Source organism: Herbaspirillum huttiense (genome assembly GCF_047300815.1).
GTDB classification, from domain to species: Bacteria; Pseudomonadota; Gammaproteobacteria; order Burkholderiales; family Burkholderiaceae_D; genus Herbaspirillum; species Herbaspirillum huttiense_A.
This window is the reverse complement of record NZ_CP178608.1, coordinates 1,049,248-1,075,890: the sequence shown is the minus strand read 5'-3', so window position 1 is coordinate 1,075,890 and position 26,643 is coordinate 1,049,248. Positions and strand designations below refer to the sequence as shown.

The following is a 26,643-nucleotide window of genomic DNA, read 5'->3' as shown; positions in this document are numbered from 1 at the left end:
TGCTGCACTCTAAGCCAGGCTGGCCCGCATGCCCCGCGCCAGCTGGCACTGGAAGAATCCCACTGACGTGCGCAAGGTAATAGCGCGGCGATTCAGTTCCTCCGAGGTCGCCGCCAGCTCTTCGGAACTGATCGAGTTCTGTTGCACCACATGGGCAAGCTGGCTGGCCGCAGCGCTGATCTGGCTCACCGCAGCCGATTGCTGCTCCGACGATTGCACGATGTCCTGCACCAGTGCAGAGGTGCGGGCAATGCCCGGGACCATGTCGCAGAGCTGCTGCTCAACCCGGCTGGCCAACATCGTATGCTCGCGCGCGACCTGGTCGATCTCTTCTGCCGCAGCCTGGCTGCGTTCGGCCAGGCGCCGCACCTCCCCCGCCACCACCGCAAACCCGGCTCCGAGTGGTCCTGCATGCGCAGCTTCGATGGCGGCGTTGAGTGCAAGCAGATTGGTCTGGTAGGCGATGTCATCGATGATGGCGATTTTTCCCGCGATCAATTGGATGGCAGCCACCATCTTTCCTACCGTATCGGCGCACTGGTGCGCCTGCCCCGCAGCAGCCGAAGCGATCTGGCCGGTCAGGCGTGCGTTGTCAGCCGTACTGTGGATGGCGTCATGCATCTGGACCAGGGCCGTGCTGGTCTGCTCGACACCGCTGGCCTGTTCGGTGGCAGCCGCTGCGAGCAATTGCGCAGTGGCGCTGACTTCGGCAGCGGTATCGGCCATGCCCTCGGCATTGCCACGTACTTCGGTCACCACCCGCGCCAAGCGTTCGACCATCGTGCGGATGGCGTGCATCATGCTATCGCGGCAGCCCGGCTTGAGCCTGACCTGCTGCAACAGGTCCCCGTCGCAGAGACGCTTCATCACCGTGACCACATCGCCTGGTTCGCCTCCCATCTGATTCAACAAGGTGCGCGTGAGCAGCCACCCTGCAGCGACCAGTACCAGCAACACACTACCGGCCACCAGCGCCACCGACTCCAGCGCATGGCTGATGATGTCGCGCGCACTCATGGCCCCCGCCTCGCCCAAGGCCACGTTGTAGGAGCGATGGCGTGCAAAGCTGGCTTGCACACTCTCGATGGCCGCGCGAAACTCCAGGCCGAGGGGAGTATGGCTGTCATGGATCAGGCTCCTGCCGCTCTCGAGCAGCAGGCGGTTCCTGACGTCTTCAAAGGAAGCGAAGCGGGCACGCACCTCGGCCAGCATGGCACCATCGGTCTCGTCGGAAATGTAAGTGTCGCCATAGAGCTTGAGATGCCCGTTCATGCGCACGCGCAGCTGGTCCATCTCCTGCACCATGCGGGCGCGGTCGGCCGGATCGAGGTTGATCAGGTAGAAGTAGACCCGTTCGCGAATTCCGTTGAAGGCCGCCTGCGCATCATCGAGCGTGGTCACGCTGGGGACCGTATTGACCTGCGCGTAGTTGGCGGCCTCATAGACCTTCTCGATCTGGCGCAAGCCGACAGCGGCGGTGGCCACCAGCCCCATCGCTGCCAGCAGGATCAGCACGAACAAGCGCCGACCGACGGTCAGCGAACGAAACCCGGGCCTGGACATGATTCCCTCTCCCCAGAGGCAAGACAGTGGCTGCGTTGATGGCGCGCTCCCCTCGCTGCGGCGCGCTGCAGGGCTGTGAATAAAATTATCGCCGGGAGACTTGGCTTGTCAATCGGGGCTGATCCGCTCTCTCACCCGCTGCAAAAGAAAACGCCGTCTCGCAAATGTACGGGACGGCATTCTCACCAACTCTAATCACCTCTCATCAGCTCTCATCCAAGCTGACCGTCCGCGATCCGATGTCAAGCCAGCCTGGGCTGCAAGCCGCGCACCAGCTGGCATTGGAAGAAGCCCACCGTGCTCTGCAAGTGGATGGCACGGCGATTCAGTTCTTCCGAGGTCACAGCCAGTTCTTCGGAACTGAGCGAATTCTGCTGGATCACCTGGGCCAGCTCGCTGGCGGCGGCGCTGATCTGGCTGACCGCATCCGATTGCTGATTCGCGGTCTGCACGATGTCCTGCACCAGCGCCGAGGTCCGGGCGATGGTCGGCACCATGTCGTCCAGTTGCCGTTCGGCCGCGCAGGCCAGGGCCACATTCTCGCGCGCCACCTCATCGATTTCCTGGGCCGCCGACTGGCTGCGCTCGGCCAGGCGCCGCACTTCGGCCGCCACCACCGCAAAGCCGCTGCCGTGCTCACCCGCATGCGCGGCCTCGATGGTGGCATTCAGAGCCAGCAGGTTGGTCTGGTAGGCGATGTCATCGATGACTTCGATCTTGCCGGCAATCTGCTGGATGGCCGCCACCATCTGCCTGACCGTTTCTGCACATTGGCGTGCTTCCAGCGCTGCGGCTGCTGCGATCTGGTCGGTCAGGCGGGCGTTCTGGGCAGTACTGAGGATGGAGGCGTGGATCCGGGCCAGCGCCTCGCTGGTCTGCTCCACACCGGCAGCCTGCTCGCTGGAGGCGCGCGAGAGCGATTGCGCCGTTGCACTCACCTCCTCGGCCGTGCTGACCAGTCCTTCGGCGTTGTCCCGCACTTCGGTCACTACCTGGGCCAGGCGCGTCATCGTTTTCTGGATCGCATGCATCATGCTGTCGCTGTAGCGGGACTTGAGGCTGACCTTCTGTACCAGGTCACCGTCGGAAAGGCGCTGCATCACCGTCACCACATCCCCCGGCTCGCCCCCCATCTGGCGCAGCAGGGTGCGGGTGAGCAGCCATCCCGCCAGCAGCAGTAGCAGCAGCACGCCGCCGGCTACCTGGAGCACGTTCTCCAGGGCGTCGCGGATGATCTCGCGCGCGCTCAGCGCGCTGGCATCGCCCAAGGCAATGTTGTACGAACGATGTCGCGCAAAAGTCGTCTGGACGCCATCAACGCCCGCCCGGAACTCCAGGATCGCTTGCGGCAGGCTGTCCTCGATGCGGTCGGCATCAGCGGCGGCCAGAAGCCGTCGCACCACTTCCTCGAAGGCGACGATGCGGGCCTGGACATCGGCCAGCATCGCGCCATCGGTCTCATCGGTGATGTAAGCGTCCGCGTAAAGCTTGAGATGCCGGTTCAGCCGCCCGCGCTGCACTTCCATTTCCTGCAGCAAGCGGGCGCGGTCGTACGGATCGTGATTGAACAGGTATTGGTAAATACGTCCCTGGATGGCATTGAAGGCGGCCTGGGCATCATCGAGCGTGGTCACGCTGGGCACCGTATTGACCTGGGCGTAACTGGCCGCCTGGTAGACATTCTCGATCTGGCGCAAGCTGACGGCGGCCGTGGCGACCAGCCCCAGCAAGGCCAGCAGGATCAGCACCGACAGGCGCTGACCCACGGTCAAGGTACGAAGTCCTGGCCTGGACATGATTTCCTCCCCCCAGAGGTGTGGCGATGGCGGTATGCCAGAGCGCGCCCCCTCCGAGCTGCGCCCTGCCGTTTTGGCAACGAACTTATAGCGCGCGGCCTGCCTTGTCAATGAACGCCGGCATCCCCCCTGCAGGACGGGAAAAAAGAAAAATGCCATCGCGCAACACTGCGCGATGGCATTCTCCCTCCCAAGAACGGCAGCCCCGCAGGGAAGCCACCGTGCAGGTTCAGTCAAAACTGATCTGCACCTTCATCATCTTCGATCGGTCACCGGCGATCTCGAAGGCCTCCACCGCCTGGGCGATGGGATAGGTCGCCGTGATCAGGGGCTTCACATCCACCAGCTTGCGGTTCATCAGTTCCACCGCCATGGCGAACTCCTCATGGAAACGGAAGGCGCCGCGCCAGTCCAGCTCCTTGCCCACCAGCAGGTTGGCCGGGAACTGGATGTCGCCCCCCAGGCCGACCTGCACGATGACCGCTTGCGGACGCAGCGCTTCCAGCGCGCCCACCAGCGCACGTTCATTGCCGCTGGCTTCGAAGAGGACGTCGAAGGTCCCCTTGTCGGCCGCAAAGGCCTTCAGTGCATCGGGCGTCTCGGCCATGTTGATGGCGCGGTCGGCGCCCACCTGCAGGGCCGCTTGCAAGGGCATGCTGGCCACATCGGTGACCACCACTTCGAGTGCACCGGCGCGGCGGGCCGCCACCACCACCAGGGCGCCGATGGGACCGCAGCCGGTCACCAGCACGCGCTTGCCCACCAGCGGACCGGCGCGGCGCACCGCATGCAGCGCCACCGACAGCGGCTCGGCCATGGCTGCTTCGCCATCGGTGACATGGTCGGCCACGATGTGGGCCTGCGAACGTTCGATGATGATTTCCTGGCGGAACGCGCCCTGCACGTGCGGGGTGCGCATGGCGCTGCCGTAGAAGCGCATGTCCAGGCAGTGATTCTGCTTGCCTTCCTGGCAGTACTTGCAGAGGCCGCACGGGCGGCTGGGCGAGATGGCGATGCGGGTCCCCGGGGCGATGTCGGTGACGGCCGACCCGACTTCAGCGATCTGGCCCGAGACTTCATGGCCCAGCACCATCGGTTCCTTGATGCGCACCACGCCGAAGCCGCCGTGGTGATAGTAGTGCAGGTCCGAGCCGCAGATGCCGCCGGCCTTGACCTTGACCTTCAGTTGCTGCGGTTGCAGGGGTGCGCACTCCAGCGGCTGAATGCGCAGGTCGTGCGGTGCATGGATGACGAGGCCTTGTTGCATGTTTGTCTCCGAAATGATCTGAATGATTTACAAGGTAGCGGTCACGCCGCCATCCACGTAGAGGATGTGGCCGTTCACGAAGCGGGAGGCGTCGCTGCCCAGGAACACGGCCGCTCCCACAAGGTCTTCCACATCGCCCCAGCGGCGCGAGGGCGTGCGGCCCACCAGCCAGTCGGTGAACTTGGCATCGTTGACCAGGGCCATGTTCATCTCGGTCTTGAAATAGCCAGGGCCCAGGCCGTTGACCTGGATGCCGTACTTGCCCCAGTCGATGGCCATGCCCTTGGTGAACATCTTCACCGCGCCCTTGGTGGCGGTGTAAGGGGCGATGCCGGGACGGCCCAGCTCGCTCTGCACCGAACAGATGTTGATGATCTTGCCCGCGCCGCGCGGGATCATGTGGCGCGCGACCGCCTGGGCAGCATAGAAGACGCTGTTGAGGTTGGTGTTGATGAGGTCGTGCCAGTCCGATTCCTTGAACTCCTCCAGCGGATTGCGGCGCTGGATGCCGGCGTTGTTGACCAGGATGCCGATGGCGCCGATCTCGCTTTCGATCTTCTGCACCGCCGCCTTGACCTCGTCACTGACGGTGGCGTCGAAGCTGGCTTCATGAATGGTGTGGCCCTCGGCACGCAATTGCGCCGCGACAGTGGCGAGCTTGCCGGCATCGCGCCCGTTGAGCACGATGGCCGCGCCCGCCTGGGCCATGCCGCGTGCCAGCGCCAGGCCGATGCCACCGGAGGAACCGGTGATGAGGGCCAGCTTGCCTTCCAGCGAAAAGCCCTGCAAACCTGCGGGCAAGGGAGTGGTCTTGGTGGTCATGTAGTCTCTTTCTTCTTGTCGGAAATTTCAATGTCAAACCCTGCCTTGCCCTTGATGGCGCAAAACAGGACTCAGTGCTGCTTTCCGGTCTCGCGCTGGAAGGCGGCGATGGCGTGATACTCCGCTTCCAGCTTGGCCGGAATGGCGGCAAAGATGGGTTGCAGACGGCCATAGACGGCGACCGCCTCGGCCTCGGGGGCGTGATGGTTGGTGGAGCCGACCATGCCGGAGATCACCGACAGCGATGGCAGCAGGCCCAGCGCCCAGGCACCCAGCACGGCCGCGCCCAGGCAGGACGATTCCACGCTCTCGGGCACCACCACTTCGCGATTGAAGATGTCGGCCATCATCTGTCGCCACAGGGCCGACCGGGCGAAGCCGCCGGTGGCCATCATGCGTTTGGTGGGGCCAACCAGTTCTTCCAGTGCCGGCAGGATGCTATAGAGGTTGAAGATCACCCCTTCGAGCGCCGCGCGGATCATGTGGTGCTTGCCGTGATGCAGGGCCAGGCCGAAGAAGGAGCCGCGCAGGTCGGCATTCCACAGGGGAGCGCGCTCGCCGGCCATGAAGGGATGGAACAGCAGCCCTTCCGCGCCGGGACGCACCTTCTCGGCGATGCGGGTCAGTGCCTCGTAGGGATCGACGCCTTCCTCACGCGCAGCAGCCGCTTCGGCGGTGGCCAGCTCATCGCGCACCCAGCGGAAGATGTTGCCGCCATTGTTGACGGGGCCGCCGACCACCCAGTGCTTTTCGGTCAGTGCATAACAGAACAGGCGGCCATGCGGATCGGTGAGCGGCTCATCGATCACGGTACGCATCGCACCGGACGTACCGATGGTCACGGCCACATGGCCGATCTCGATGGCGTTCACGCCCAGGTTGGAGAGCACGCCGTCATTGGCGCCGATGATGAAGGGTGTGTCGACCGACAGCCCCAGGCGCTGCGCCATCTCGGGCGACAGGGCCGGCAGGCGGTGCGTGGTCGGCACCGGGGTGGGCAATTGTTCGGGACGTACGCCCAGCAATTCCAGCGCGCCCTGGTCCCAGGCCAGCTCGCGCAGGTTGAACATGCCGGTGGCCGAGGCGATGGAGTGATCCACCACCCACTGGCCGAAGAGCTGGTAAAGCAGGTATTCCTTGATGCCGACGAAGCGCGCGGCCTGATGGAAGACCTCCGGCTTTTCATGCCGCATCCACATCAGCTTGCACAGCGGCGACATGGGGTGGATGGGGGTGCCGGTACGGCGATAGATGGCATTGCCGTCGTGCTCGTGCTTGATGCGTTCGGCCCAGACCGAGGCGCGGATATCGCCCCAGGTGATGCTGTTGGAGAGCAGGCCATTGTCGGCATCGATTGCGATGACGCTGTGCATGGCGGCACTGAAAGATAACAGCGCGATCTCCTGCGGTGCAGCCTTGGCGGCCTTGACGGCGCCGGCGATGGAAGCCAGGGCGGCCGCGACGATCTGTTCCGGTTCCTGTTCCGCCATGCCCGGTTCGGTACAGAGGACCGGGTATTCCTCTGCATGCTGGGCAACCACCTTGCCGTCGAGCGTGAAGACCACGGTCTTGGTGCTGGTGGTGCCGATATCGACGCCGAGCATGTAGGGTGCGGAAGAGGACATGTGAATTTTCCTTGAGAAACAAAGCAAGACGCCCGGACCAGCCGGGCGTTGCGATCAGTCTTAGACGACCAGGTTGAGCAACATGATGAAGATGATAGCAACAACCGAGATCAGCGTTTCCATCACCGTCCAGGTCTTGAAGGTCTCACCGACGCTCATGTTGAAGTATTCCTTGACCAGCCAAAAGCCCGCATCGTTGACGTGCGACAGGATCAGCGAACCGGCGCCGGTGGCCAGCACCAGCAGTTCCTTGTTGGTGCCGGGGATCAGGGCCACGAGCGGTGCGACGATGCCGGCACCGGTGATGGTGGCGACGGTGGCCGAGCCGGTAGCCACGCGGATCACGCCGGCCACGAACCAGGCCAAGAGCAGCGGCGATATCTGTGCATGCACGGCCAGCTGGCCGATGGCAGTGCCCACGCCGGAGTTCACCAGCATCTGCTTGAAGCCGCCGCCGGCACCGATGATGAGCACGATGGCCGCAGTCGGGGCCAGGCTCTGGTCCACGAATTTGAGCACTTGCTGGCGGGTGAAGCCACGGGCGATGCCGAAGGTCCAGATCGCCAGCAGGAGTGCGGCCAGCAGGGCCACGATGGGGTTGCCGATGAAGTCCATCAGGTCGCGCACGGCGTGGCCTTCCGGCAGGGTGACGTCGACGAAGGTCTTGAGCAGCATCAGGAACACCGGCAGCAGCACCGTCACCAGCGTGGTGGTGAAGCCCGGCAGGTTGGTGGTCTGCGGCTCGCGCGCCAGTTGCGCCATCAGTTCCTCGGAGGGCTTGATGTCGACGTAGCGCGAGATGAAGGCACCGAACAGGGGGCCGGCGATGATGACGGTCGGCAGGCCCACCAGCAGACCATAGAAGATGGTCTTGCCGATGTCAGCACCGAAGATGCCGATGGCCAGCAGCGGGCCCGGATGCGGCGGCACCAGGCCGTGCATCACCGACAGGCTGGCCAGCATGGGCATGCCGATCTTGAACAGCGGCACGCCGGAACGGCGCGCCACAATGAACACCAGCGGGATCAGCAGCACGAAGCCGATCTCGAAGAACAGGGGGATACCGACCAGGAAGGCCCCCATCATCATGGCCCAGTGCACGCGCTCGCGGCCGAAGGCGCGCACCAGCGTCTGGGAAATCTGGTCAGCGCCGCCGGACTCGGCCATCAGCTTGCCCAGCATGGTGCCCAGGCCCAGCACGATGCCGACGAAACCGAGCACGCCGCCGAAGCCGTCCTGGAAGGACTTGACGATCTTGGGCAGCGGCATGCCGGAGATCAAGCCGAGGAAGCCCGACGTAATGGTCAGGGCGATGAAGGGGTGGATGCGCAGGCGCGTGATCATCAGGATCAGCGCGAGAATTGCAATGACTGCATTGAACAGCAAGGTGGCGTCGTGGCTCATGCCCAGCATGGGATCTCCGATTGCCGATAGCCGATGGCGCACCCTCCCTGGTTCAGCGCAGCAGCGCGGCCCCGCGCATGGCGCCAGGGCGAGCGTCTCCTGCGGCCTCTCCTGGAGAAGGCACGGGCATCTGCACTATCTGCGTAGTGTTTTATAGAGGAACCCACGAGGGATGCACTGAGTTCCGTTCCTGAGTTTGGTATGCCGCCGCCAGCTCCGCCGCCGTGTGCCCGGAGGTTCGGATGTTAGCGTTAACATGGGGCGCGATGATAACGCTAACATTTTGCGCGGGTCAAACACTTGTTGTGTTGCGGTGCGTCAGAAGCGGGAATTGAGCGGGCGCGGGCTCGATATAAATTGTTTTGCGGAAACACCCGAAAGGACTTCCCGCATGCCAAGAGGGCCCCGCAAGCAGGTATCATGTCGCCACCCTGAATGACCGCCCTCCCCTGCATCCATGACCCAGCGCGCAGCACCCAAGTCCAAGCCCAAGTCTCCACCCGCCGTGCGCGGCAGCCGCGCCACCGGACGCGTCACCATCATCGACGTGGCGGCCGAGGCCGGGGTGAGCCCGATGACGGTGTCCCGTGCGCTGAAGAATCCCGGCCTGGTGCAGGAACAGTCGCGCCAGCGCATCCTGGAAGCCATCGATCGCCTGGGCTATGTGCCCAACCAGGCGGCCTCGACGCTGGCTTCGGCGCGCTCGCAGGTGATCGCGGTGCTGGTGCCGTCGCTGACCAATGCGGTCTTCATCGAGACGCTTTCCGGCATTCGTGACTACCTGGCCGGTGCCGGCTACCAGTTCCTGATCGGCGAGACCGGTTACGTGCGGGCCAAGGAAGAACAGCTCATCGCCACCTACCTGGCCCATGCGCCGGCCGGCTTCCTGCTGTCCAGCAGCGAACAGCACGACATCCTGCAGGCCCGTCCCGGCAGCCGGGATATCCCGGCGGTGCGCATGTTCGACCTGGGGCGCAGCCAGCATGATTTTTCGGTGGGGTTCTCGCAGACGCGTGCCGGGCATGCGGTGGCCCGGCATCTGGTCGAACGGGGCTACCGGCGCCCGGCTTTCCTCGCGGCCCAGCTCGACCCGCGCATGATGAAGCGCCGCGAGGGCTTCCGCAAAGGCTTGCTGGAAGCGGGCATCAAGCCGGAGATCGAAGTCTTGCTGCCCGAGCCGACCACCGTCGACATGGGCGCGCAACTGCTGCGGCGGGTGCTGGAACAGCATCCGGAATGCGATTCGGTCTTTTGCTGCAATGATGACCTGGCCCTGGGCGCGCTGTTCGAATGCCAGCGCCAGGGCATCAGCGTGCCGCGCGAGATGGCCATTGCCGGTTTCAACGATCTCTCGTGGGCCGCTTGCGCCACCCCCTCCATCACCACCGTGGTCACGCCGCGCTACGACATCGGCTACAAGTCGGCCGAAATGCTGGTACGCCAGCTCAAGGGCGAAGACATTCCCAAGGGCCGCCTGGACCTGGGCTTCGAGCTGGCGCTGCGCGAGAGTACCTGAGCGGGCGTTTGCGTTTTCGTTCGCACTCGCGCCAGCATCCCGCACATCCGTGGACGAATCGGCGCCAATAATCCATCCATCGGCGGCTCCCGGCTCTGGACAGAAAATCGCCATTCTCTACAATCACCCGGTGTCGTTCTCCTCTGCAAGAATGCAGCAGCACAACAGCTGGCTGATGCAGGGATGCAGCAGCGCGGACGGCATTTCTATAAATAATATGCAGATAACCAAGTCCAGATCACCAGGAGCAACCCTCATGCAGACATTCACCGGTCTTTGCAAACCCGCCGCCATGGCCCTGTTGCCGCTGTGCGGCGCGCTGGCCTTCCTGCCGGCCTCGGCCCAGACGGCAGCGCCCTCGGCCCCGGTCGTCAAGTACGACCTGACCTATGACATCATCAGCCCGGTCCACAGCCAGCACGGCATGGTGGCCACCGAGCAGGCGCTGGCCACCAAGGTCGGCGTGGATATCCTCAAGAAGGGCGGCAATGCCGTCGACGCCGGCGTGGCCGTGGGCTTCGCGCTGGCCGTGGTGCTGCCCAATGCGGGCAACATCGGCGGCGGCGGTTTCATGATGATCCACGACGCCAAGACCGGCAAGAACGTGGCGCTGGACTTCCGCGAGATGGCCCCGCAGCGCGCCACCCGCAACATGTACCTGGACGACAAGGGCAACGTGGTGCCCGGCCGTTCGCTCTATACCCACCTGGCCGTGGGCGTGCCCGGCACCGTCGCGGGCCTGTCGCATGCGCTCTCCAAGTACGGCACGATGAAGCTGTCGCAGGTGATCCAGCCGGCCATCGAACTGGCCGAAAAGGGGTATCCGGTGAGCCGCAGCCTGGCACTGATCCTCTCGGCCGAGCGCGAACACCTGGGCCAGTGGGATTCCTCCAAGGCCATCTTCTTCAAGGAAGGCCGTCCGCTCCAGGAAGGCGAAATGCTGGTCCAGAAGGACCTGGCCAAGTCGCTGCGCCTGATCGCCAAAGAAGGTCCCAAGGCCTTCTATGACGGCGCCATCGCCAAGAAGATCGTGGCCGAGATGGACAAGCACGGCGGCCTCATCACCGCTGACGACCTGAAGAACTACAAGGTCGTGGAACGCGTTCCGGTCTCGGGCAACTATCGCGGCTACCAGGTCATGTCGATGCCGCCGCCGAGCTCGGGCGGTGTGCATATCATCCAGATGATGAACATCCTGGAACGCTATCCCCTGAAGCAGTACGGTGCCGACAGCGCACAGACCATCCACCTGATGGCCGAGACCATGAAGCTGGCCTATGCCGACCGTTCCGAATACCTGGGCGATCCGGATTTCACCAAGGTCCCGGTCAAGGGCCTGACTTCGCGCGCCTATGCCGACGAGCTGGCCAAGAAGATCAACCCGGACCGCGCCACGCCCTCCACCGAAATCAAGCCGGGCCAGCCGCAGCCGTATGAAAGCGACCAGACCACCCACTACTCGGTGGCCGACAAGGACGGCAACCTGGTGGCGACCACCTACACGCTGAACCTGAACTTCGGCAGCGGCATCGTCGCCACCGGTACCGGCATCACCTTGAACAACGAGATGGATGACTTCGCCGCCAAGCCGGGCGTACCCAATGCGTTCGGGCTCATCGGTGGCGACGCCAACGCGGTCGGCCCCTACAAGCGTCCGCTGTCGTCGATGTCGCCGACCTTCGTGCTCAAGGATGGCAAGCCCTTCCTGGTCACCGGCAGCCCGGGGGGCAGCCGCATCATCACCACCACCCTGCAGACCATCCTCAACGTGATCGACCACGACATGAACGTGGCCGAAGCCACCATCACGCCGCGTATCCACCACCAGTGGGCACCGGACCAGCTGCGCGTGGAAAAGGGCTTGTCGGCCGATACGCTCAAGATCCTGCAGGACAAGGGCCAGAAGATCAGCGTGCAGCCTTCCATGGGCCGTACCCAGACCATCCAGATCCGGCAGGATGGTTTCGATGGCTTCTCTGACCCGCGCAATCCGGATGGACGCATGATGGGGTTCTGATGCGCTGATGCGCTCGTTCACCTTGGGTTGAAGATGGCTCCCGGATGCATGTCCGGGGGCCATTTTTTATTGGAACAGGGATGGCGATGGCCATCGACTTGGGATGACGCCCCCGTTCAATTTCATTTCCTCTTCACTTGCTGAGCTGCCGGGATGAAGGTGAGTTCCTTCCATAAAAACTTATTTTCAATACGGCACAATAAATTTCTTCGAGTTCTGCCGGATTTTCTCGTTGCTCGTTGATCTTCAGTCAGATCTTCTCACCCACCACCTGAAAAACCGCGCCCATGGCGGCTTCACGGCGCATCGAATTTGACTTCTGCGCCCGCATTTGAACTTATTCGAGACAACAAAAGAAATTGTTCGAGGCAAATATCGAAATCCGAAGAGAGGCAGTTCGATAATTTTTTGTTTTTCCGTTTTATTCCCTTGATCCCCTTATCAGGACAAATGCGCGCCATCACTATGGCAGGCGTTTGTCACTGAGCACGATTTTCGTCCCGCCAAGTCTCCATGCAATGCGCGCCGGTCAGGCGCCCGATGGTCCGGCACATTTCCTGTCCGGCTGGAGACTTGCGTATTCCGAAAAAACCGTGCGTGACGCAGATTTCGACTTGTCACCTTTTAGGGAGTACCACCATGACCGTTACCGTCCTGAAGCTGTCCGATGCGGACACCTACCTCAAGAACATCTCCATCAAGAACATCAAGGATGTCCGCGCGCTCGACGTCGACCTGATGCTGGTACTGCGCAACGGCGACACCATCATCATCAGCAACGGTGCGGTCAGCGCCATGAGCGCACCGGAGTCCTCGCTGCAGTTCGCCGACGGCACGCTGCCGCTGGCCAGCGTATTCCAGCAGATCGACAAGATCGACGTCTCGCCGGAAGCCAACCTCACGGTGAGTTCCAAGGAAATCACGCGCTACAACCAGAACAACGCAAGGAACAAGAAGGCCCGCAAGGATGACGAGGAAGCCGCAGACAAGCCGGTCGTGATCGACGAAGGCGAGCATGACCCCAAAGCGGCTGCCCAGACCAGCGGCAGCGGCGGCAACACCGAGCAACCCAACTTCACGTCCACCAAATCTCCCGACAACCAGAGCCAGATCGCCGATGCCGAAATCAATTCCCAGCAGGAAAAGAACTGGGGCGTGCAATGGCCCATCGCAGCCGGCGCACTGGCCCTGCTGGCTGCGGCGGGTGGTGGTGGCGGCGGCGGTGGTGGCAGCAACGGCGGCAGTGCTGCTAACGGCAGCAGCGGCGGCACAGGTGCTGGTGGCGGCGCTGCAGCCGCCGCCGGCGGTAGTGGCGCGGGCACGGTCGACCCGTCCCCAGCCGTCATCCGCGGCAACGCCGCGCTGGGCGCCATCAAGAACGCGAACGTTACGGCCTATGACGCAGCGGGCAACGCTATCAGCGATACGGTGGCCGTGGTCGACGGCAAGTACACGCTGACCCTCAAGCGCCCCCTCTACAAGGGCCCGATGATGCTGGTGGTGCGCGACAACACCCCAGGCGTGGCCGACAACTACATCGATGAAGCCACCCTGCAGCAGACCGACCTGGGCAGCATGCCCATACGCAACCTGGTCATGGCCAGCGGCGTGAACCAGAACATCAACGTGACCGCGCTGACCGAGCTGGCCGTGCTCAAGGCCGGCCTGGACCAGGGTGTCTTGCGCGTGGCCGACCATCCTCCCCGCCTCTGCCCACATGACAAACACCCACGCCCACTATGGACCTGCACAAACATGGACTCACACAAAATCGCCATCGGCCAACGCCTGCGCATGATTCGCCTGAAAATGGGCATCAGCCAGAATCTCTTCGCCCGCGCCTTGAACACCGCGCCCAACCACATCTGCCAGATCGAACGCGGCCGCTGCGTCCCCGGGGGCAAGCTGCTGCGCTGCATGCGCGAACAGTTCGGCATCGACATCACGTGGCTTCTCAGCGGCCAGAGCGCGGGCACCACCACCAGTCTGCTCAAGCGCGAAATCGCTGCGCTGGTGGCCGACTATGGCCGCGCCGATGCTAATGGCAAAGCCTTCCTGGTCTATACGGCGAGCTTCCTGGTGGAAGGGCGGGAAAAGAAACAAGAACAACCCGCACAAAAGAAATAGGCAGGTAATGGCCTCGCGCCACCACCTGCCTGTACTGTTGTACTGTTTCACTGACCTTGCAAACGGCTAGCCGGGCAGCAAACCACCTGCCCCGACCGATACTGCTGGCGCACTTGAAGAGACCGCCAGCCCAGCCAACCAATTACTCCCGCACGTCCCCACCCTTCGGATAAACCTTCACCAGCACGATCTTCGGCCCCGACATACGCTTGATGACCACATCAAAGGCCGCGAACTCGATCTTCTGGCCTTCCTTGGGCAAGTCTCCCAGCTTCTCCATCACCAGGCCGCCGACCGAGTCGATGCTGTCGTCATACTCGATGTCGATGCCCAGCATGTGTTCCAGCGTCACGATGGGCAGGCTGCCCTTGCCCAGCAAGGTACCGTCATCCTGACGGCTCCACTCGCCGGTGTTGTGGCGGAATTCATCGCGGATCTCGCCCACCAGGAAGCTCAACATGTTGTCCAGCGTAATGAAACCCTGTGGCGGCTGGCCCTTCTTGCCGATGATGGCAAAGTGCGGCATGCCGGTACGAAAGCGCCGCAACAGGTCCAGTGCCGGCAAGGCCGGCGAGATGAACTGCACCGGGCGCAGATATTCCTTCAGGTTGCCGATGGCGCGGCCATCCTGCTGCGCCAGGAACACATCCTTGAGGTGCACCAGCCCCAGCACCTGCTGGCCTTCCGCATCGAAATAGGGATAACGCGAATAGCGATTGCGATAGATGATGTCGAGGTTCTCTTCCAGGCTCTTGTCATCGCCCAGGGACACGATCTCGCTGGCCGGACGCATGATGTCGGCCACATCGAGCTCGGCAAAGTTCAGGCTCTGCGCCAGCACGTTCCACTCATCGCGGGTGAACTTGCCACTCTTGCCGCTCTTGCTGCCGGCACGCAGGATGAGCTTGAGTTCGTCCGAGGAATAATGCGCATCGTGACCATGCCCGGCACCCAGGCCTGCCACGCGCAGCAGCCAGTTGGAGCTGGCATTGAGCACCCAGATCAGCGGATACATGCCCCAGTAGAAACCGTACAGCGGCACGGCACACCACAGGCCCAGCTTCTCGGGGCTGCGGATGGCCATCGACTTGGGGGCCAGTTCGCCGGCCACGATGTGCAGGAAGGAAATGACGAAGAAGGCGAACACGAAAGAGATGCCGTGAATCAGCTCCTGGTTGGTCACGCCGACCAGCGAGAAGAGCGGCTCCAGCAAACGGGCAAACGCAGGTTCACCGATCCAGCCCAGGCCCAGCGAGGCCAGGGTGATGCCCAATTGGCAGGCGGAGAGGTAGGCGTCCAGCTGGTTGTGGACCACGGCCAGGATGCGGCCGCGCATGCCTTGTGTCTTTGCGATGGCCCGGATGCGCGTTTGACGCAACTTGACCAGACTGAATTCTGCTGCAACGAAAAAACCGTTCAACGCAACCAGGAAGAAGGCTGCGACGATCAGCAATATGTTTTCCAACGAGGGTTCCTATCGGGGTTGTCAAAGGGCCCGGACACCATGAGCCTGTCCGGACCCGGTAATTTAACATGGGTGGCAGGAAGAACCGGATTTAATATCAAACCAATAACATCCCATTGACCATCGCCCCGCCGCAAGCGCGCGCTCCCCGTAGAAGCCCCCGGTCAGCCGGACGCGGAGGCCATCTCGCGCACCTCCTGCAACAGGAAATCACGCAGCAATCGCGCACCAGGCCCCACCCGCTGGGCATGGACCAGGTAGATTTCCAGCGGCGCGGTCTGCACTTGCGGCAGTATTCGCACCAGTTCGCCAGAGGCCAGCAGGGTGGCGGCGTCATAGGCCGGCAGCCTGGCCAGCCCTTCTCCGGCCAGCACGAAGGCCAGGCGCGAGGCGGCACTGTCGGTGACCACATCGCCCCGGATGGGAACCTGCACCTGCCCCTCATCGGCCTGCAGGAGCATGCTTTTCTGGCTGGGCGGATAGACCACCCAGCGATGCTGGGACAACTCCTCCACACTGGCCGGCGCCCGATAGCGGCGCAGGTAGGACGGCGCGGCACACAACATGGTGGGCTCTTTCACCAGCAGCCGTGCCACCAGGTTGGAATCGGCCAGCGGACCGGCCCGTACCGCCAGCTCCATCCCCTTCTGCACAAGATCGACATTGCTGTCGTTCATTGCCACGTGCAAGCGCACCGAGGGATAACGGCGACGAAAATTGAGCAGCGCCGGCAGGATGCGCTTGTTGCCGAAGTGATGCGAACAGGTGATGCGCACCTCGCCGCTGGGCTCGGCACGCAGCAGCTCCATGCCGCGAATGCCATCGTGAGCCTCCTCCAGCAAACGCTCGCAATGCACCCGGAACGCTTCTCCCGCAGGCGTCAGGCTGAAACTGCGCGTACTGCGCTGGGCCAGCGGCATGCCCAACCGGGTCTCCAATGCGCGCACGTGGTGGCTGACGACCGCGCGCGTCAAGCCCAGCGCACGTGCGCCAGCGGCAAAGCTGCCCGCCCGCACCACCGTGGCAAATACCGCCATGGCCCGCAGTTCGTCGAGGATGGGAGCGTTGTCAGGCATGGCAGATTGTATTATTTAGTTTGACATTGCGTCAGCATATCAGACTCTACCGCAGCTTCAGGCTCTTCCCTATAGTTTGATCAACCGCAGCAGTGCGGCAGATCCCCAACCATCCGGCTATAAGGAGCTTTATCATGAGCATGAAGACTGTCCTTTTTATTTTGACAAATAGCGCCAGCATCGGCCCTCACCAGCGCGCCACGGGTTACTTCTTCCCGGAAGTGGCGCACCCCGTCGAGGTATTCGAACAGGCAGGCATCGCGGTGGAGTTCGCCTCGCCCCTGGGCGGCACCCCGCCCGAAGATGGCTATGACGCCAACGACCCGGCGCAACTGGCCTTCCGCAACAGCCTGGCGATACGCCGCATGGCGCGCAGCCGCAAGCTGGCCGAGGTGGACGTGCTGGACTATGACGCCATCTTCTTCCCTGGCGGCTTGGGTCCGATGGTCGATATCGCGGTCGATCCCGAGGTCAAGCGCGCCATCGCCCGCGCCTGGGATGCAGGCAAGATCGTCTCGGCCGTGTGCCATGGTCCGGCGGCATTGCTGGGAGTAACGCTGGGGGATGGAACGCCCTTGTTGCGCGGCCGCAAGCTGACCTCCTTCTCCAATGAAGAAGAGGCCAACTACGCCCAGGCCGATGTTCCGTTCCAGCTGGAAGACGCCCTGCGTGCCGAAGGTGCCGAACACGTTTCGGCGACGCCCTGGCAAGCCCAGGTGGTGGTCGATGGCCGGCTCATCACCGGCCAGAATCCGGCCTCCGGTGCAGGCATGGCCGCCGCCGTGGTGCAGGCACTGAACGCGGAGGCAGCATGAACGCCGCCGACGCCATCACGGTGGTGGCCCGCTGGCAACCGGCCGCCAATGCCATGGCCGAAGTGCTGGCGCTGGCCGAGGAGATGCGCCAGCGTTCGCTGGCCGAGCCGGGCTGCCTGGGCTATGAGATCTACCGCTCGGCGGGCACGCCTGAAACGGTGCTGCTGGTGGAACGCTACCGCGATGCCGAGGCCCTGGAAAAACACAAGCAATCGGCGCACTACCAGTTGCTGGTAACCGGCCAGGTACTGCCCCTGCTGGGCTATCGCAAAGTGGACCTGCTGCGCACCTGCACGCCTGCCTGAGGCCAGGCGGGGGAGGCAATCGCCTTCCCCCGCCGGGGCGTCAGAAGCCTTCCAGCACGATCTTCCCCTTGGCCTTGCCCGACTCCAGCAGCGCATGCGCGCGCCGCAGGTTCTCGGCGCTGATGCGTCCGTAATGCTCGCCCGTAGTGGACCGCAGCAGGCCCTCATCCAACAGCTGCGATACGCGTTGCAGCAGTTCATGCTGGCGGATCATGTCCGCAGTCTGGAACAGCGAGCGCGTAAACATCAATTCCCAATGCAGCGAAATGCTCTTGCGCTTGAGCGGCACCGCATCCAGCGTGGCCGGATCATCGATCAGCGCCAGCTGGCCTTGCGGCGCCAGTGCCTCGATGATCTGCGCATAGTGCTGGTCGGTGTGGGTCAGGCTGATGACGATATCCACTTCAGGCAAACCCAGCTGCTCCAGCTGCGGCTTGAAGGGCTGGCTGTGGTCGATCACGTGATGCGCACCCAGCTCGCTCACCCATTGCGCGGTTTCCTTGCGGGAGGCGGTGCCGATGACGGTCAGTTGCGTCAGCTTGCGTGCCAGCTGGGTCAGGATCGAACCCACGCCGCCGGCCGCGCCGATGATCAACAAGCGCTTGCCCTGGCCTTCACCCTCTTTCACGCCGACGCGGTCGAACAGCAGCTCCCAGGCGGTGATGGCCGTCAGCGGAATGGCGGCTGCATCCGCATGCGCCAGGCTGCCTGGCTTGCGGCCGACGATGCGTTCATCCACCACGTGCAGTTCACTGTTGGCGCCGGGACGATCGATGGCACCGGCGTAGAACACTTCGTCGCCCGGGGCAAAGAGCGTCACGCTTGCGCCGACGGCGCGTACCACGCCGCTCACATCCCAGCCCAGCACGCGGGCTTGGCTGGCGCTGGCGCGGATCTTGGTATCGACCGGATTGACGGAGATGGCTTTGACGTCGACCAGCAGGTCATGCTCGCCGGGAACCGGATCGGGCAAGACGGTCTCGGCCAGGGAGGCGGCATCGTCGATGGCCTGGGCTTGCGGGTTGGTGATGATGGCTTTCATGGCTAAATCCTTCACGGTGAAAATCAATAGGCGAAGAGCATCTTAGGACAGCGCCCGCCCCGCAACCACTCCCGGACCCGCGAAAGAGTTTCTTCATACAAGCGAAAATCCACCCCCATCCACCCCCTGCCGCGCCTTCAGGCCAGATGCGGCTTGATCACGGCAGCCAGCTTGTCGAAGGCACGCGCGATCTCCTCATTGGGCACGCTCGCATAGCCCAGCAGCAAGCCGCGCCGTGCGCCCCGCGCATGCATGTAGTAGCGCGACAGCGGCCGCACCACGATGCCGGCCGCCAGCGCCTCTTCGCAGATGAGCACATCGTCGCACTCCTGCGGCAGGCCCAGCACCAGGTGCAAGCCGGCTTCGCCGCCGGTGATGGTCATCTTCTCGCCGAAGTGGCGGTTGATGGACTGCTGCAGCAATTGCAGCCGCTCGGCGTAGAGCACGCGCATCTTGCGGATGTGCGAGGCGAAATGGCCCTCGGCCATGAAGTCGGCCAGCGTGGCCTGCAGGAACACCTGGCCGTTGCGATAGAGCTCGGCGATGCCGGTCGAAAATGCTTTGGCCAGCGATTCCGGCACCACCAAGAAGCCGATGCGCAAGCCCGGAAACATGATCTTGCTGAAGGTGCCCATGTACAGCACCCGGTCCTGCGTATCCATGCCCTGCAGCGACGCCAGCGGACGGCCGCCGTAGCGGAATTCGCTGTCGTAGTCATCCTCGATGATCCACACCTTGTGGGTGGCCGCATACTCCAGCAGCATGCGCCGCCGCGACAGGCTCATCACCATCCCCAGCGGATACTGGTGCGAGGGCGTGGTACAGATGAAGCGCGGCGGCCGGCGCAGGTTGGCCAGGCGCATGCGCATGCCTTCCTGGTCCACCGCAATGGGCACGGACTGAATGCCCAGCGAATTGAGCACGCTGCGAGTGCCCCAGTAACACGGGTCTTCCACCCAGGCCGTATCGCCATGCTCGCCCAGCAGCTTGACCACGATGTCGATGGACTGGTGGATGCCGGTGGTGATGAGCACCTGCGAGGGCGTGCAATTGACCGAACGCGCCACCCGCAGGTATTCGGCGATCTGCTCGCGCAGGCCGGCATAACCGGCGCCCGGTCCGTAGGTCAGCAGGTCCGAACTGGAACGGCGCCAGTGCTTGTTCTGCAGGCGTCCCCAGATCTTGTGCGGCACGCAGGTCACGTCCGGCACGCCCGGCATGAAAGCCCCCCACTGCCGCTCGCCCACACCGGCCTGGCGCGTGAGCAGCGCACCGCGCGCAGACAGCTCGGATTTGCCGGAAGGATCGGTCAGCGGCTCCTTGCGCTCCACCGCCTCGGGAATCTGGTCCGGCGCCGTGTCGGCCACGAAGGTCCCGGCACCGGTGCGGCTTTCCAGATAGCCCTCGGCCAGCAATTGTTCATAGGCGTAGGTGACCGTATTGCGCGAGGTACCCAGCTCCAGGGCCAGGTCTCGTGAAGACGGCAACTGCATCCCGGCCGGCAGCGTGTGGGCCAGGATGGCTTCGCGGATCAACTGGTAAATCTGCCGGTTGACAGGCATGCGCGTGCTGCCCGGCTTGACGTTTTTGGCGGTCTTCGCTGCGCCGCTTTCGCGGCTGGCCGCCGCCTTGCCCTTGTCCGGCGCGGCCTTGGCGGAGGTGCGATTGATGCGCAGCAGCAGATAGTCGGACAAGGAGGCGAGTTTCAAGTGGCACCATCAAATAATTGAAATTGGCTCTATATTACAGTGCCACTGGGGTTTTATATTGTTTCCCGATTCAGCAATTTCCTGCACATTTCCGCGCCCTGCGGCGCATTCAACGAAGCAAGATCGGAGCAAGCCATGACCAGCAAGGCCACCAACCAAGAGCTGCAACAACGAAAGAACGCCGCCACCCCGCGCGGTGTGGGTGTGATGTGCGACTTCTACGCCGAGCGCGCGTCCAACGCCGAGCTGTGGGATGTGGAAGGCCGCCGCTTCATCGACTTCGCCGCCGGCATTGCGGTCCTCAACACCGGCCACCGCCATCCCAAGCTGCTCGACGCCATGCGCGCCCAGCTGGACAAGTTCACCCACACCGCCTACCAGATCGTGCCCTACGCCAGCTACGTGGAACTGGCCGAGCGCATCAACGCGGTGACCCCCGGCAACTATCCCAAGAAGACCGCATTCTTCTCCACCGGTGCCGAGGCCGTCGAAAACGCCATCAAGATCGCCCGAGCCCACACCGGCCGTCCCGGCGTGATCGCCTTCGGCGGTGCTTTCCATGGCCGGACCATGATGGGCATGGCGCTGACCGGCAAGGTCGCGCCCTACAAGCTGGGCTTCGGTCCCTTCCCCGGCGAAGTGTTCCATGCACCCTTCCCCAGCGCCTTGCACGGCATCAGCACCGAGCAAGCGCTGGACGCCGTCAAAGCCCTGTTCAAGAACGACATCGAAGCCAAGCGCGTGGCCGCCATCATCCTGGAACCGGTGCAGGGCGAAGGCGGTTTCTATGCCGCCCCGGCCGATTTCATGCGCGGCCTGCGCGCCATCTGCGACGAGCACGGCATCCTCCTGATCGCTGACGAAGTGCAGTCCGGCTATGGCCGTACCGGCAAATTGTTTGCGATGGAACATTACGATGTCCTGCCTGACCTCATTACCATGGCCAAGAGCCTGGCCGGTGGCATGCCGCTGTCGGCCGTCAACGGCCGTGCCGAGATCATGGATGCGCCCGCCCCCGGCGGCCTGGGCGGCACCTATGCCGGCAATCCGCTGGCCGTGGCCTCGGCGCTGGCAGTGCTGGATGTAATGGAAGAAGAAAAGCTGGCCGCCCGTGGCCAGCGCCTGGGCGACAAGCTGCAGGAGCACCTGAAGGAATTGCGCTCGGCCGTGCCGCAGATCGCCGAAGTGCGTGGCGTGGGCGCGATGGTGGCAGTGGAGTTTGCTGACCCCGTCACCGGCAAGCCGGATGCGGAGTACACCAAGAAGGTCCAGCAGCATGCCTTGAACAATGGCTTGCTGCTGCTGACCTGCGGCAGCTACGGCAACGTGATCCGCTTCTTGTTCCCGCTGACGATTCCCGATACCGTCATGGATGAGGCGCTGGGCATCCTGTCCAGGGCGATGAAGCTGGCCTGAGTCTTGCATTGCAAGGCAGCTTTCAGAACAGGGAAGACGGGCCGCACCAAGTCTGCGGCCCTGCGGATAAGAGAGGATCGATGATGGCAGCTCATGCGATGAAGCAATCGGCGCAAGCACCCGCGCCAGCCGCCGCCAGCGGCACTGACGTGCTGGTGCAGTTCTGCGGCGTGAAGAAAACCTACGACGGCGAAAACCTGATCGTCAAGAGTCTGGATCTCGACATTCGCCGCGGTGAATTTTTGACCCTGCTGGGTCCTTCCGGCTCCGGCAAGACCACCTGCCTGATGATGCTGGCCGGTTTCGAATTCCCGACCGGCGGCGAGATCCGTCTCGATGGCCAGTTGCTCAATCGCGTGCCGCCCCACAAGCGCAACATCGGCATGGTGTTCCAGAACTATGCGCTGTTCCCGCACATGACCATCGCGCAGAACGTGGCCTATCCGCTGTCGGTGCGCAAGATGGATCGCGCCACCCGCGAAGCCAAGGTCAAGCAGGCGCTGGACATGGTGCAGATGGGCAAATTCGGCGACCGTTATCCGACCCAGCTCTCCGGCGGCCAGCAGCAGCGCGTGGCGCTGGCGCGCACGCTGGTGTTCGACCCGCAACTGGTGCTGATGGATGAACCGCTGGGCGCACTCGACAAGCAACTGCGCGAACACATGCAGCTGGAACTGAAGGCCCTGCACAAGCGCCTGGGCGTGACCTTCGTCTACGTCACCCACGACCAGAGCGAAGCCCTCACCATGTCGGACCGCGTGGCCGTCTTCGACCAGGGCGTGATCCAGCAACTGGCCCCGGTCACCGAGCTCTACGAATATCCCGACAATCAATTCGTCGCCAACTTCATCGGCGACAACAACCGTCTCAAGGGCAGCGTGGAGTCGGTCCAGGGCGAACACTGTACGGTGCGCCTGGCCGATGGCACGGTGGTCACCGGACTGAACGTGCATCGCGCGCATGCCGGGCAAAACGTCACCGCCTGCGTGCGCCCGGAACGCATTCGTCTGGCTGCAGGCGGCAGTGCCGAACCCAACAGCATTCGCGCGACTATCGCCGGGCTGATCTATTTTGGGGATCACGTGCGCGTGCGCTGCACGGTGACGGGGCAGGAAGACTGCTTCGTCAAACTGTCCCTCTCCGACCCGGCACTGGCGGGTCTGAGCGAGGGCAGTAGCGTGGTCTTGCATGTGGCGCAGGATCGTCTGCGCTGCTTTCTCTGATTTTCCGATACGTCCGTTTACTTAGTTTTTTGAGTTATTCCGTTTTTGTTCTTTTGTCGCACCTGATGTTCTGCAGTACCGCTGGATGAGTGAGGCGACTTAGATCGCCGCTCGGCTTTACCTTAGTTCAACACAGTCAACACGCACGATAACCAACGAGGAACAACAATGAAACGCCTGACACCCGCCCTGCTGTCTCCGCTCTTCCTGGGCCTGCTCTTTTCTGGCGCGGCCTCTGCCGCAGAACTGACCCTGGTCAACTTCGGCGGCGCCAACGGCAACGCCCAGAAGGTCGCTTACGTGGAGCCCTTCCAGAAGAGCACCGGCACCAAGGTCGTGACGGCCGAATTCAACGGCGAACTGGCCAAGGTCAAGGCCATGGTCGAGGCCAAGAAGGTCAGCTGGGACGTGGTGGAAATCGACGGCGGCGACCTGACCCGCGCCTGTGATGATGGCCTGATCGAAAAGCTCGACCTGGCCAAGACCATCAAAAAGGATGACTACATCCCCGAAGCCACGGTGAGCGAATGCGGCATGGGTGCCTTCGTCTGGTCCACCGTGCTGGCCTACAACGCTGACAAACTCAAGACCGCACCGACCGGCTGGGCCGATTTCTGGGACACCAAGAAATACCCCGGCAAGCGCGGCATGAAGAAGAGCGCCCAGTACAACCTGGAGTTCGCACTCATGGCCGATGGCGTGCCGACCAAGGATGTATACAAGGTCCTGGCCACCAAGGAAGGCGTGGATCGCGCCTTCAAGAAACTGGATCAATTGAAACCCAACATCCAGTGGTGGGATGCCGGTGCCTTGCCCGCGCAGTTCCTGGCCTCGGGTGACGTGGTCATGGCCAACGCCTACAACGGCCGCATCGATGCCGCCCAGCGCGAAGGCAAGAACCTGAAGGTAGTGTGGACCGGCAGCGTCTACACCCTGGATTACTGGGTGATCCCGAAGGGTTCGCCGAACAAGGCACTGGCCGAGAAGTTCATCAACTTCGTCAGCCAGCCGGAGAACCAGAAGGTCTACGCCAACAACATCGCCTACGGCCCCGTCAACAAGGGTGCCTTGAAGATGCTGGACGCCAAGACCCTGGGCAACCTGCCGACCTCGCCGGCCAATGCCAAGGATGCGGTGCAACTGAGCCTGCAATTCTGGACCGACCACGGTGAAGAGCTGGAACAGCGCTTTGCTGCCTGGATCGCCAAGTAAGCCTGCACGCCGTAGCGACAGCGATCCCGCCCCGACAGGCGGGATCGCTACCTTGAATTCCGCTGCCACCGGACACCCGAGACATGACCACCATCGCCACCCGCTCCGCCGCCGCCATGCCCCTGGCCGAACCTGATCCGCAGCAACTCAAGCGCGAACTGCGCGCCGCCCAGACCCGCAAACGCCTGGGTGCGCTGGCCCTGATCGCGCCGCTGGCGATCTTCCTGCTGCTGACCTTCGTGGCCCCCATCGTGGCCCTCCTGCAGCGCGCCATCGAGAATCCGGAAGTGGCCGCCACCCTGCCGCAGACCGTGGCGGTGCTGTCGAAGTGGGATCGCAAATCGGCCCTGCCCGACCAGGCGTTTTCAGCGCTGGCGGAAGACCTGGCCCGTGCCAAGGAAGACACCACCGCCGGCAACCTGGCGCGCCGTCTCAATATCGAATTGTCCGGTTCGCGCTCGCTGGTGATGGGCACGGCGCGTGCCATGCCGCTGCGCGATGCCGATGGCCGTGCCCTGAGCCCCGCCGCCGCGCGCGAGGCCATCATCGCCCTCAATGCACAATGGGGCCAGCCGGAAGTGTGGCGCGTGATCGCCCAGAACGGCTCGGTCTACTCCCCTTACTATCTCCTGGCCTCGCTGGACCTGCGCCAGAACGTCTTCGGCGACATCGAAGCGGCCGCTCCTGAATCGGCGATCTACCGCACCATCTTCGGCCGCACGCTGTGGATGAGCGCAGTGGTCACCCTCATCACCCTGCTCTTGGCCTATCCGCTGGCCTACTGGCTCTCCACGATGCCGGAGCGCCGTGCCAACCTGTTGATGATCCTGGTGCTGATTCCCTTCTGGACCTCGATCCTTGTGCGCGTGGCCGCATGGATCGTGCTGCTGCAGTCCGAAGGACTGGTCAACAAGGCGCTGATGCTGGCAGGTCTCACCCAGTCGCCGCTGGAGCTGGTCTTCAATCGCGTCGGGGTCTATATCTCGATGACGCACATCCTCCTGCCCTTCATGATCCTGCCGCTCTACAGCGTCATGAAATCGGTGCCGCCCACCTACCTGAAGGCCGCCGTCTCGCTGGGCAGCCATCCCTTCGCCGCCTTCTGGCGCGTGTACGTGCCGCAAACTTATCCGGGCATCGGTGCGGGCGTGCTGCTGGTCTTCATCATGGCCGGTGGCTACTACATCACCCCGGCGCTCTTGGGTGGACCGAACGAACAGATGGTGAGCTACTTCATCGCCTACTTCATCAACACCACCATCAACTGGGGCATGGCCTGCGCGCTGGGTGCCCTGCTGCTGGCGGCAACCCTGGTGCTGTATGGCGTCTATCGCCGCTTTGCCAAGGTCGATGTGGGCATCAGCTGAGCCATTGAAGAATCCAAGGAGTACGCCATGAACAAACCGCCTCTCTTCCCGCCCTACACCTCGCTGGTGGAACGCGCCTGGTTCTTTGCCTCGCGCGGCTTCAACCTGCTGGTGCTGCTGTTCCTGCTCTCGCCCATCCTGGTGATGATCCCGCTGTCGTTCTCCGACAGCAGTTTCCTGATGTATCCGATCAAGGGCTTCTCGCTGCGCTGGTACGAGAACCTGTTCAGCTCCGACGAATGGGTGCGTGCCGCCAAGAACAGTTTCATCGTGGCACCGGCCGCGACCGTCATCGCAACCGTACTGGGCACGCTGGCCGCCGTCGGCCTGAACAAGTCGGACTTTCGCGGCAAGGGCATCCTGATGGCAATCCTGATCTCGCCCATGATCGTGCCGGTGGTGGTGGTGGGCGTGGGTGTCTATCTGTTCTTTGCCCGCATTGGCCTGTCCGACAGCTACCTCGGCCTGATCCTGGCGCATGCCGCGCTGGGTGCGCCCTTCGTGGTCACGACGGTGCTGGCCACGCTGCAGGGCTTCAACCACAACCTGGTGCGCGCCAGCCTGAGCCTGGGGGCCAGTCCGCTGCGCACTTTCTTCCGCATCACCTTGCCGGTGATCGCGCCGGGGCTGATCTCGGGGGCTTTGTTCGCTTTTGCAACTTCTTTCGATGAAGTGGTTCTGACCTTGTTCGTGGCCGGGCCTGAGCAAGCCACCTTGCCGCGCCAGATGTTTGCCGGCATCAAGGACAACATCAGCCCGACCATCGCCGCCCTGGCGACGATCCTGATTCTGTTTTCGACCTGCCTGCTGCTGGCCCTGGAATGGCTGCGCGGGCGCAACAAGGCGGCCGCGCGCTTCTGAGCCGGCCCCCTTATT

20 protein-coding genes are annotated in these 26,643 nt (G+C 63.3%); 10 read left to right on the top strand and 10 right to left on the bottom strand.

The genetic code is table 11. The features are described 5' to 3' along the window. Positions 1 to 9: 9 nt before the first annotated feature. The 6 genes from ACLRDN_RS04945 to ACLRDN_RS04920 all read right to left on the bottom strand — a co-directional run bounded on the left by ACLRDN_RS04945 (position 10) and on the right by ACLRDN_RS04920 (position 8,486). Positions 10 to 1,563, bottom strand: a complete 1,554-nt coding sequence (locus ACLRDN_RS04945) for a methyl-accepting chemotaxis protein (RefSeq protein ID WP_413459217.1) — start codon at positions 1,561 to 1,563, stop codon at positions 10 to 12. A 242-nt stretch (positions 1,564 to 1,805) separates the two neighbouring features. Further along, entirely contained in the window at positions 1,806 to 3,359 is a 1,554-nt protein-coding gene (locus ACLRDN_RS04940) for a methyl-accepting chemotaxis protein (RefSeq protein ID WP_413459216.1), read from the bottom strand. Between the two features lie 229 nt (positions 3,360 to 3,588). Then, positions 3,589 to 4,626, bottom strand: a complete 1,038-nt coding sequence (locus tag ACLRDN_RS04935; protein ID WP_413459215.1) for an L-idonate 5-dehydrogenase — start codon at positions 4,624 to 4,626, stop codon at positions 3,589 to 3,591. A 27-nt stretch (positions 4,627 to 4,653) separates the two neighbouring features. Next, positions 4,654 to 5,448 carry an SDR family NAD(P)-dependent oxidoreductase gene (locus ACLRDN_RS04930; protein WP_413459214.1) on the bottom strand — a complete coding sequence of 265 codons (795 nt, stop codon included), beginning with the start codon at positions 5,446 to 5,448 and terminating at the stop codon, positions 4,654 to 4,656. Positions 5,449 to 5,519: 71 nt separating this feature from the next. Continuing rightward, on the bottom strand, positions 5,520 to 7,073 hold the full coding sequence (gene gntK / locus ACLRDN_RS04925) for a gluconokinase (protein ID WP_413459213.1): 1,554 nt from the start codon (positions 7,071 to 7,073) through the stop codon (positions 5,520 to 5,522). 60 nt (positions 7,074 to 7,133) lie between these two features. Continuing rightward, positions 7,134 to 8,486 carry a GntP family permease gene (locus tag ACLRDN_RS04920; RefSeq protein WP_034334060.1) on the bottom strand — a complete coding sequence of 451 codons (1,353 nt, stop codon included), beginning with the start codon at positions 8,484 to 8,486 and terminating at the stop codon, positions 7,134 to 7,136. Positions 8,487 to 8,934: 448 nt separating this feature from the next. Here ACLRDN_RS04920 and ACLRDN_RS04915 point away from each other — a divergent pair, with 448 nt between their 5' ends. From ACLRDN_RS04915 to ACLRDN_RS04905, 3 genes are all read left to right on the top strand, one after another. Then, a complete protein-coding gene (locus tag ACLRDN_RS04915; RefSeq protein WP_121044251.1) occupies positions 8,935 to 9,993 on the top strand; it encodes a LacI family DNA-binding transcriptional regulator in 1,059 nt (352 codons plus the stop codon). Between the two features lie 256 nt (positions 9,994 to 10,249). Further along, positions 10,250 to 12,010: a gamma-glutamyltransferase gene (gene ggt / locus ACLRDN_RS04910; RefSeq protein WP_413459212.1), complete on the top strand. Its 1,761-nt coding sequence runs from the start codon at positions 10,250 to 10,252 to the stop codon at positions 12,008 to 12,010. A 639-nt stretch (positions 12,011 to 12,649) separates the two neighbouring features. Beyond that, on the top strand, positions 12,650 to 14,137 hold the full coding sequence (locus tag ACLRDN_RS04905; protein ID WP_413459211.1) for a helix-turn-helix domain-containing protein: 1,488 nt from the start codon (positions 12,650 to 12,652) through the stop codon (positions 14,135 to 14,137). 142 nt (positions 14,138 to 14,279) lie between these two features. On the opposite strand, the gene ACLRDN_RS04900 is transcribed toward ACLRDN_RS04905, so the two are convergent. Together ACLRDN_RS04900 and ACLRDN_RS04895 are read right to left on the bottom strand one after the other, a co-directional pair. Further along, complete coding sequence (locus tag ACLRDN_RS04900) at positions 14,280 to 15,602, bottom strand: hemolysin family protein (RefSeq protein ID WP_413459210.1); 1,323 nt, start codon at positions 15,600 to 15,602, stop codon at positions 14,280 to 14,282. Positions 15,603 to 15,766: 164 nt separating this feature from the next. Beyond that, positions 15,767 to 16,678, bottom strand: coding sequence for a LysR family transcriptional regulator (locus ACLRDN_RS04895; RefSeq protein WP_413459209.1), 912 nt, complete (start codon positions 16,676 to 16,678; stop codon positions 15,767 to 15,769). Between the two features lie 134 nt (positions 16,679 to 16,812). Here ACLRDN_RS04895 and ACLRDN_RS04890 point away from each other — a divergent pair, with 134 nt between their 5' ends. Continuing rightward, on the top strand, positions 16,813 to 17,493 hold the full coding sequence (locus ACLRDN_RS04890) for a type 1 glutamine amidotransferase domain-containing protein (protein WP_413459208.1): 681 nt from the start codon (positions 16,813 to 16,815) through the stop codon (positions 17,491 to 17,493). Further along, positions 17,490 to 17,798 (top strand): putative quinol monooxygenase, encoded by a 309-nt coding sequence (locus tag ACLRDN_RS04885; RefSeq protein WP_413459207.1) that lies wholly within the window; start codon positions 17,490 to 17,492, stop codon positions 17,796 to 17,798. Before ACLRDN_RS04890 ends, ACLRDN_RS04885 begins: the two co-directional genes overlap by 4 nt. Before the next feature lie 40 nt (positions 17,799 to 17,838). On the opposite strand, the gene ACLRDN_RS04880 is transcribed toward ACLRDN_RS04885, so the two are convergent. Then, on the bottom strand, positions 17,839 to 18,840 hold the full coding sequence (locus ACLRDN_RS04880; RefSeq protein ID WP_413459206.1) for a zinc-binding alcohol dehydrogenase family protein: 1,002 nt from the start codon (positions 18,838 to 18,840) through the stop codon (positions 17,839 to 17,841). A 137-nt stretch (positions 18,841 to 18,977) separates the two neighbouring features. Continuing rightward, positions 18,978 to 20,549 (bottom strand): PLP-dependent aminotransferase family protein, encoded by a 1,572-nt coding sequence (locus tag ACLRDN_RS04875; protein ID WP_413459205.1) that lies wholly within the window; start codon positions 20,547 to 20,549, stop codon positions 18,978 to 18,980. A gap of 135 nt (positions 20,550 to 20,684) precedes the next feature. Between ACLRDN_RS04875 and ACLRDN_RS04870 the strand changes: the two genes are divergently transcribed. From ACLRDN_RS04870 to ACLRDN_RS04850, 5 genes are all read left to right on the top strand, one after another. Further along, entirely contained in the window at positions 20,685 to 21,965 is a 1,281-nt protein-coding gene (locus tag ACLRDN_RS04870) for a 4-aminobutyrate--2-oxoglutarate transaminase (RefSeq protein ID WP_413459204.1), read from the top strand. Positions 21,966 to 22,063: 98 nt separating this feature from the next. After that, positions 22,064 to 23,188: an ABC transporter ATP-binding protein gene (locus ACLRDN_RS04865; RefSeq protein WP_413460345.1), complete on the top strand. Its 1,125-nt coding sequence runs from the start codon at positions 22,064 to 22,066 to the stop codon at positions 23,186 to 23,188. 168 nt (positions 23,189 to 23,356) lie between these two features. After that, entirely contained in the window at positions 23,357 to 24,400 is a 1,044-nt protein-coding gene (locus ACLRDN_RS04860) for an ABC transporter substrate-binding protein (RefSeq protein WP_413459203.1), read from the top strand. A gap of 83 nt (positions 24,401 to 24,483) precedes the next feature. Next, a complete protein-coding gene (locus tag ACLRDN_RS04855; protein ID WP_413459202.1) occupies positions 24,484 to 25,767 on the top strand; it encodes an ABC transporter permease in 1,284 nt (427 codons plus the stop codon). A gap of 27 nt (positions 25,768 to 25,794) precedes the next feature. After that, the gene (locus tag ACLRDN_RS04850) at positions 25,795 to 26,628 is read left to right on the top strand and encodes an ABC transporter permease (protein ID WP_034341087.1); all 834 of its coding nucleotides are present in this window, start codon (positions 25,795 to 25,797) and stop codon (positions 26,626 to 26,628) included. The last annotated feature ends 15 nt before the right edge of the window (positions 26,629 to 26,643 follow it).

Excerpts from the sequence above, each read along its gene's own strand:
- ACLRDN_RS04945 (WP_413459217.1), bottom strand. The coding sequence starts at position 1,563 with ATGTCCAGGCCCGGGTTTCGTTCGCTGACCGTCGGTCGGCGCTTGTTC.
- ACLRDN_RS04940 (WP_413459216.1), bottom strand. The coding sequence starts at position 3,359 with ATGTCCAGGCCAGGACTTCGTACCTTGACCGTGGGTCAGCGCCTGTCG.
- ACLRDN_RS04935 (WP_413459215.1), bottom strand. The coding sequence starts at position 4,626 with ATGCAACAAGGCCTCGTCATCCATGCACCGCACGACCTGCGCATTCAG.
- ACLRDN_RS04930 (WP_413459214.1), bottom strand. The coding sequence starts at position 5,448 with ATGACCACCAAGACCACTCCCTTGCCCGCAGGTTTGCAGGGCTTTTCG.
- gntK (WP_413459213.1), bottom strand. The coding sequence starts at position 7,073 with ATGTCCTCTTCCGCACCCTACATGCTCGGCGTCGATATCGGCACCACC.
- ACLRDN_RS04920 (WP_034334060.1), bottom strand. The coding sequence starts at position 8,486 with ATGCTGGGCATGAGCCACGACGCCACCTTGCTGTTCAATGCAGTCATT.
- ACLRDN_RS04915 (WP_121044251.1), top strand. The coding sequence starts at position 8,935 with ATGACCCAGCGCGCAGCACCCAAGTCCAAGCCCAAGTCTCCACCCGCC.
- ggt (WP_413459212.1), top strand. The coding sequence starts at position 10,250 with ATGCAGACATTCACCGGTCTTTGCAAACCCGCCGCCATGGCCCTGTTG.
- ACLRDN_RS04905 (WP_413459211.1), top strand. The coding sequence starts at position 12,650 with ATGACCGTTACCGTCCTGAAGCTGTCCGATGCGGACACCTACCTCAAG.
- ACLRDN_RS04895 (WP_413459209.1), bottom strand. The coding sequence starts at position 16,678 with ATGCCTGACAACGCTCCCATCCTCGACGAACTGCGGGCCATGGCGGTA.
- ACLRDN_RS04890 (WP_413459208.1), top strand. The coding sequence starts at position 16,813 with ATGAGCATGAAGACTGTCCTTTTTATTTTGACAAATAGCGCCAGCATC.
- ACLRDN_RS04885 (WP_413459207.1), top strand. The coding sequence starts at position 17,490 with ATGAACGCCGCCGACGCCATCACGGTGGTGGCCCGCTGGCAACCGGCC.
- ACLRDN_RS04880 (WP_413459206.1), bottom strand. The coding sequence starts at position 18,840 with ATGAAAGCCATCATCACCAACCCGCAAGCCCAGGCCATCGACGATGCC.
- ACLRDN_RS04870 (WP_413459204.1), top strand. The coding sequence starts at position 20,685 with ATGACCAGCAAGGCCACCAACCAAGAGCTGCAACAACGAAAGAACGCC.
- ACLRDN_RS04865 (WP_413460345.1), top strand. The coding sequence starts at position 22,064 with ATGAAGCAATCGGCGCAAGCACCCGCGCCAGCCGCCGCCAGCGGCACT.
- ACLRDN_RS04860 (WP_413459203.1), top strand. The coding sequence starts at position 23,357 with ATGAAACGCCTGACACCCGCCCTGCTGTCTCCGCTCTTCCTGGGCCTG.
- ACLRDN_RS04855 (WP_413459202.1), top strand. The coding sequence starts at position 24,484 with ATGACCACCATCGCCACCCGCTCCGCCGCCGCCATGCCCCTGGCCGAA.
- ACLRDN_RS04850 (WP_034341087.1), top strand. The coding sequence starts at position 25,795 with ATGAACAAACCGCCTCTCTTCCCGCCCTACACCTCGCTGGTGGAACGC.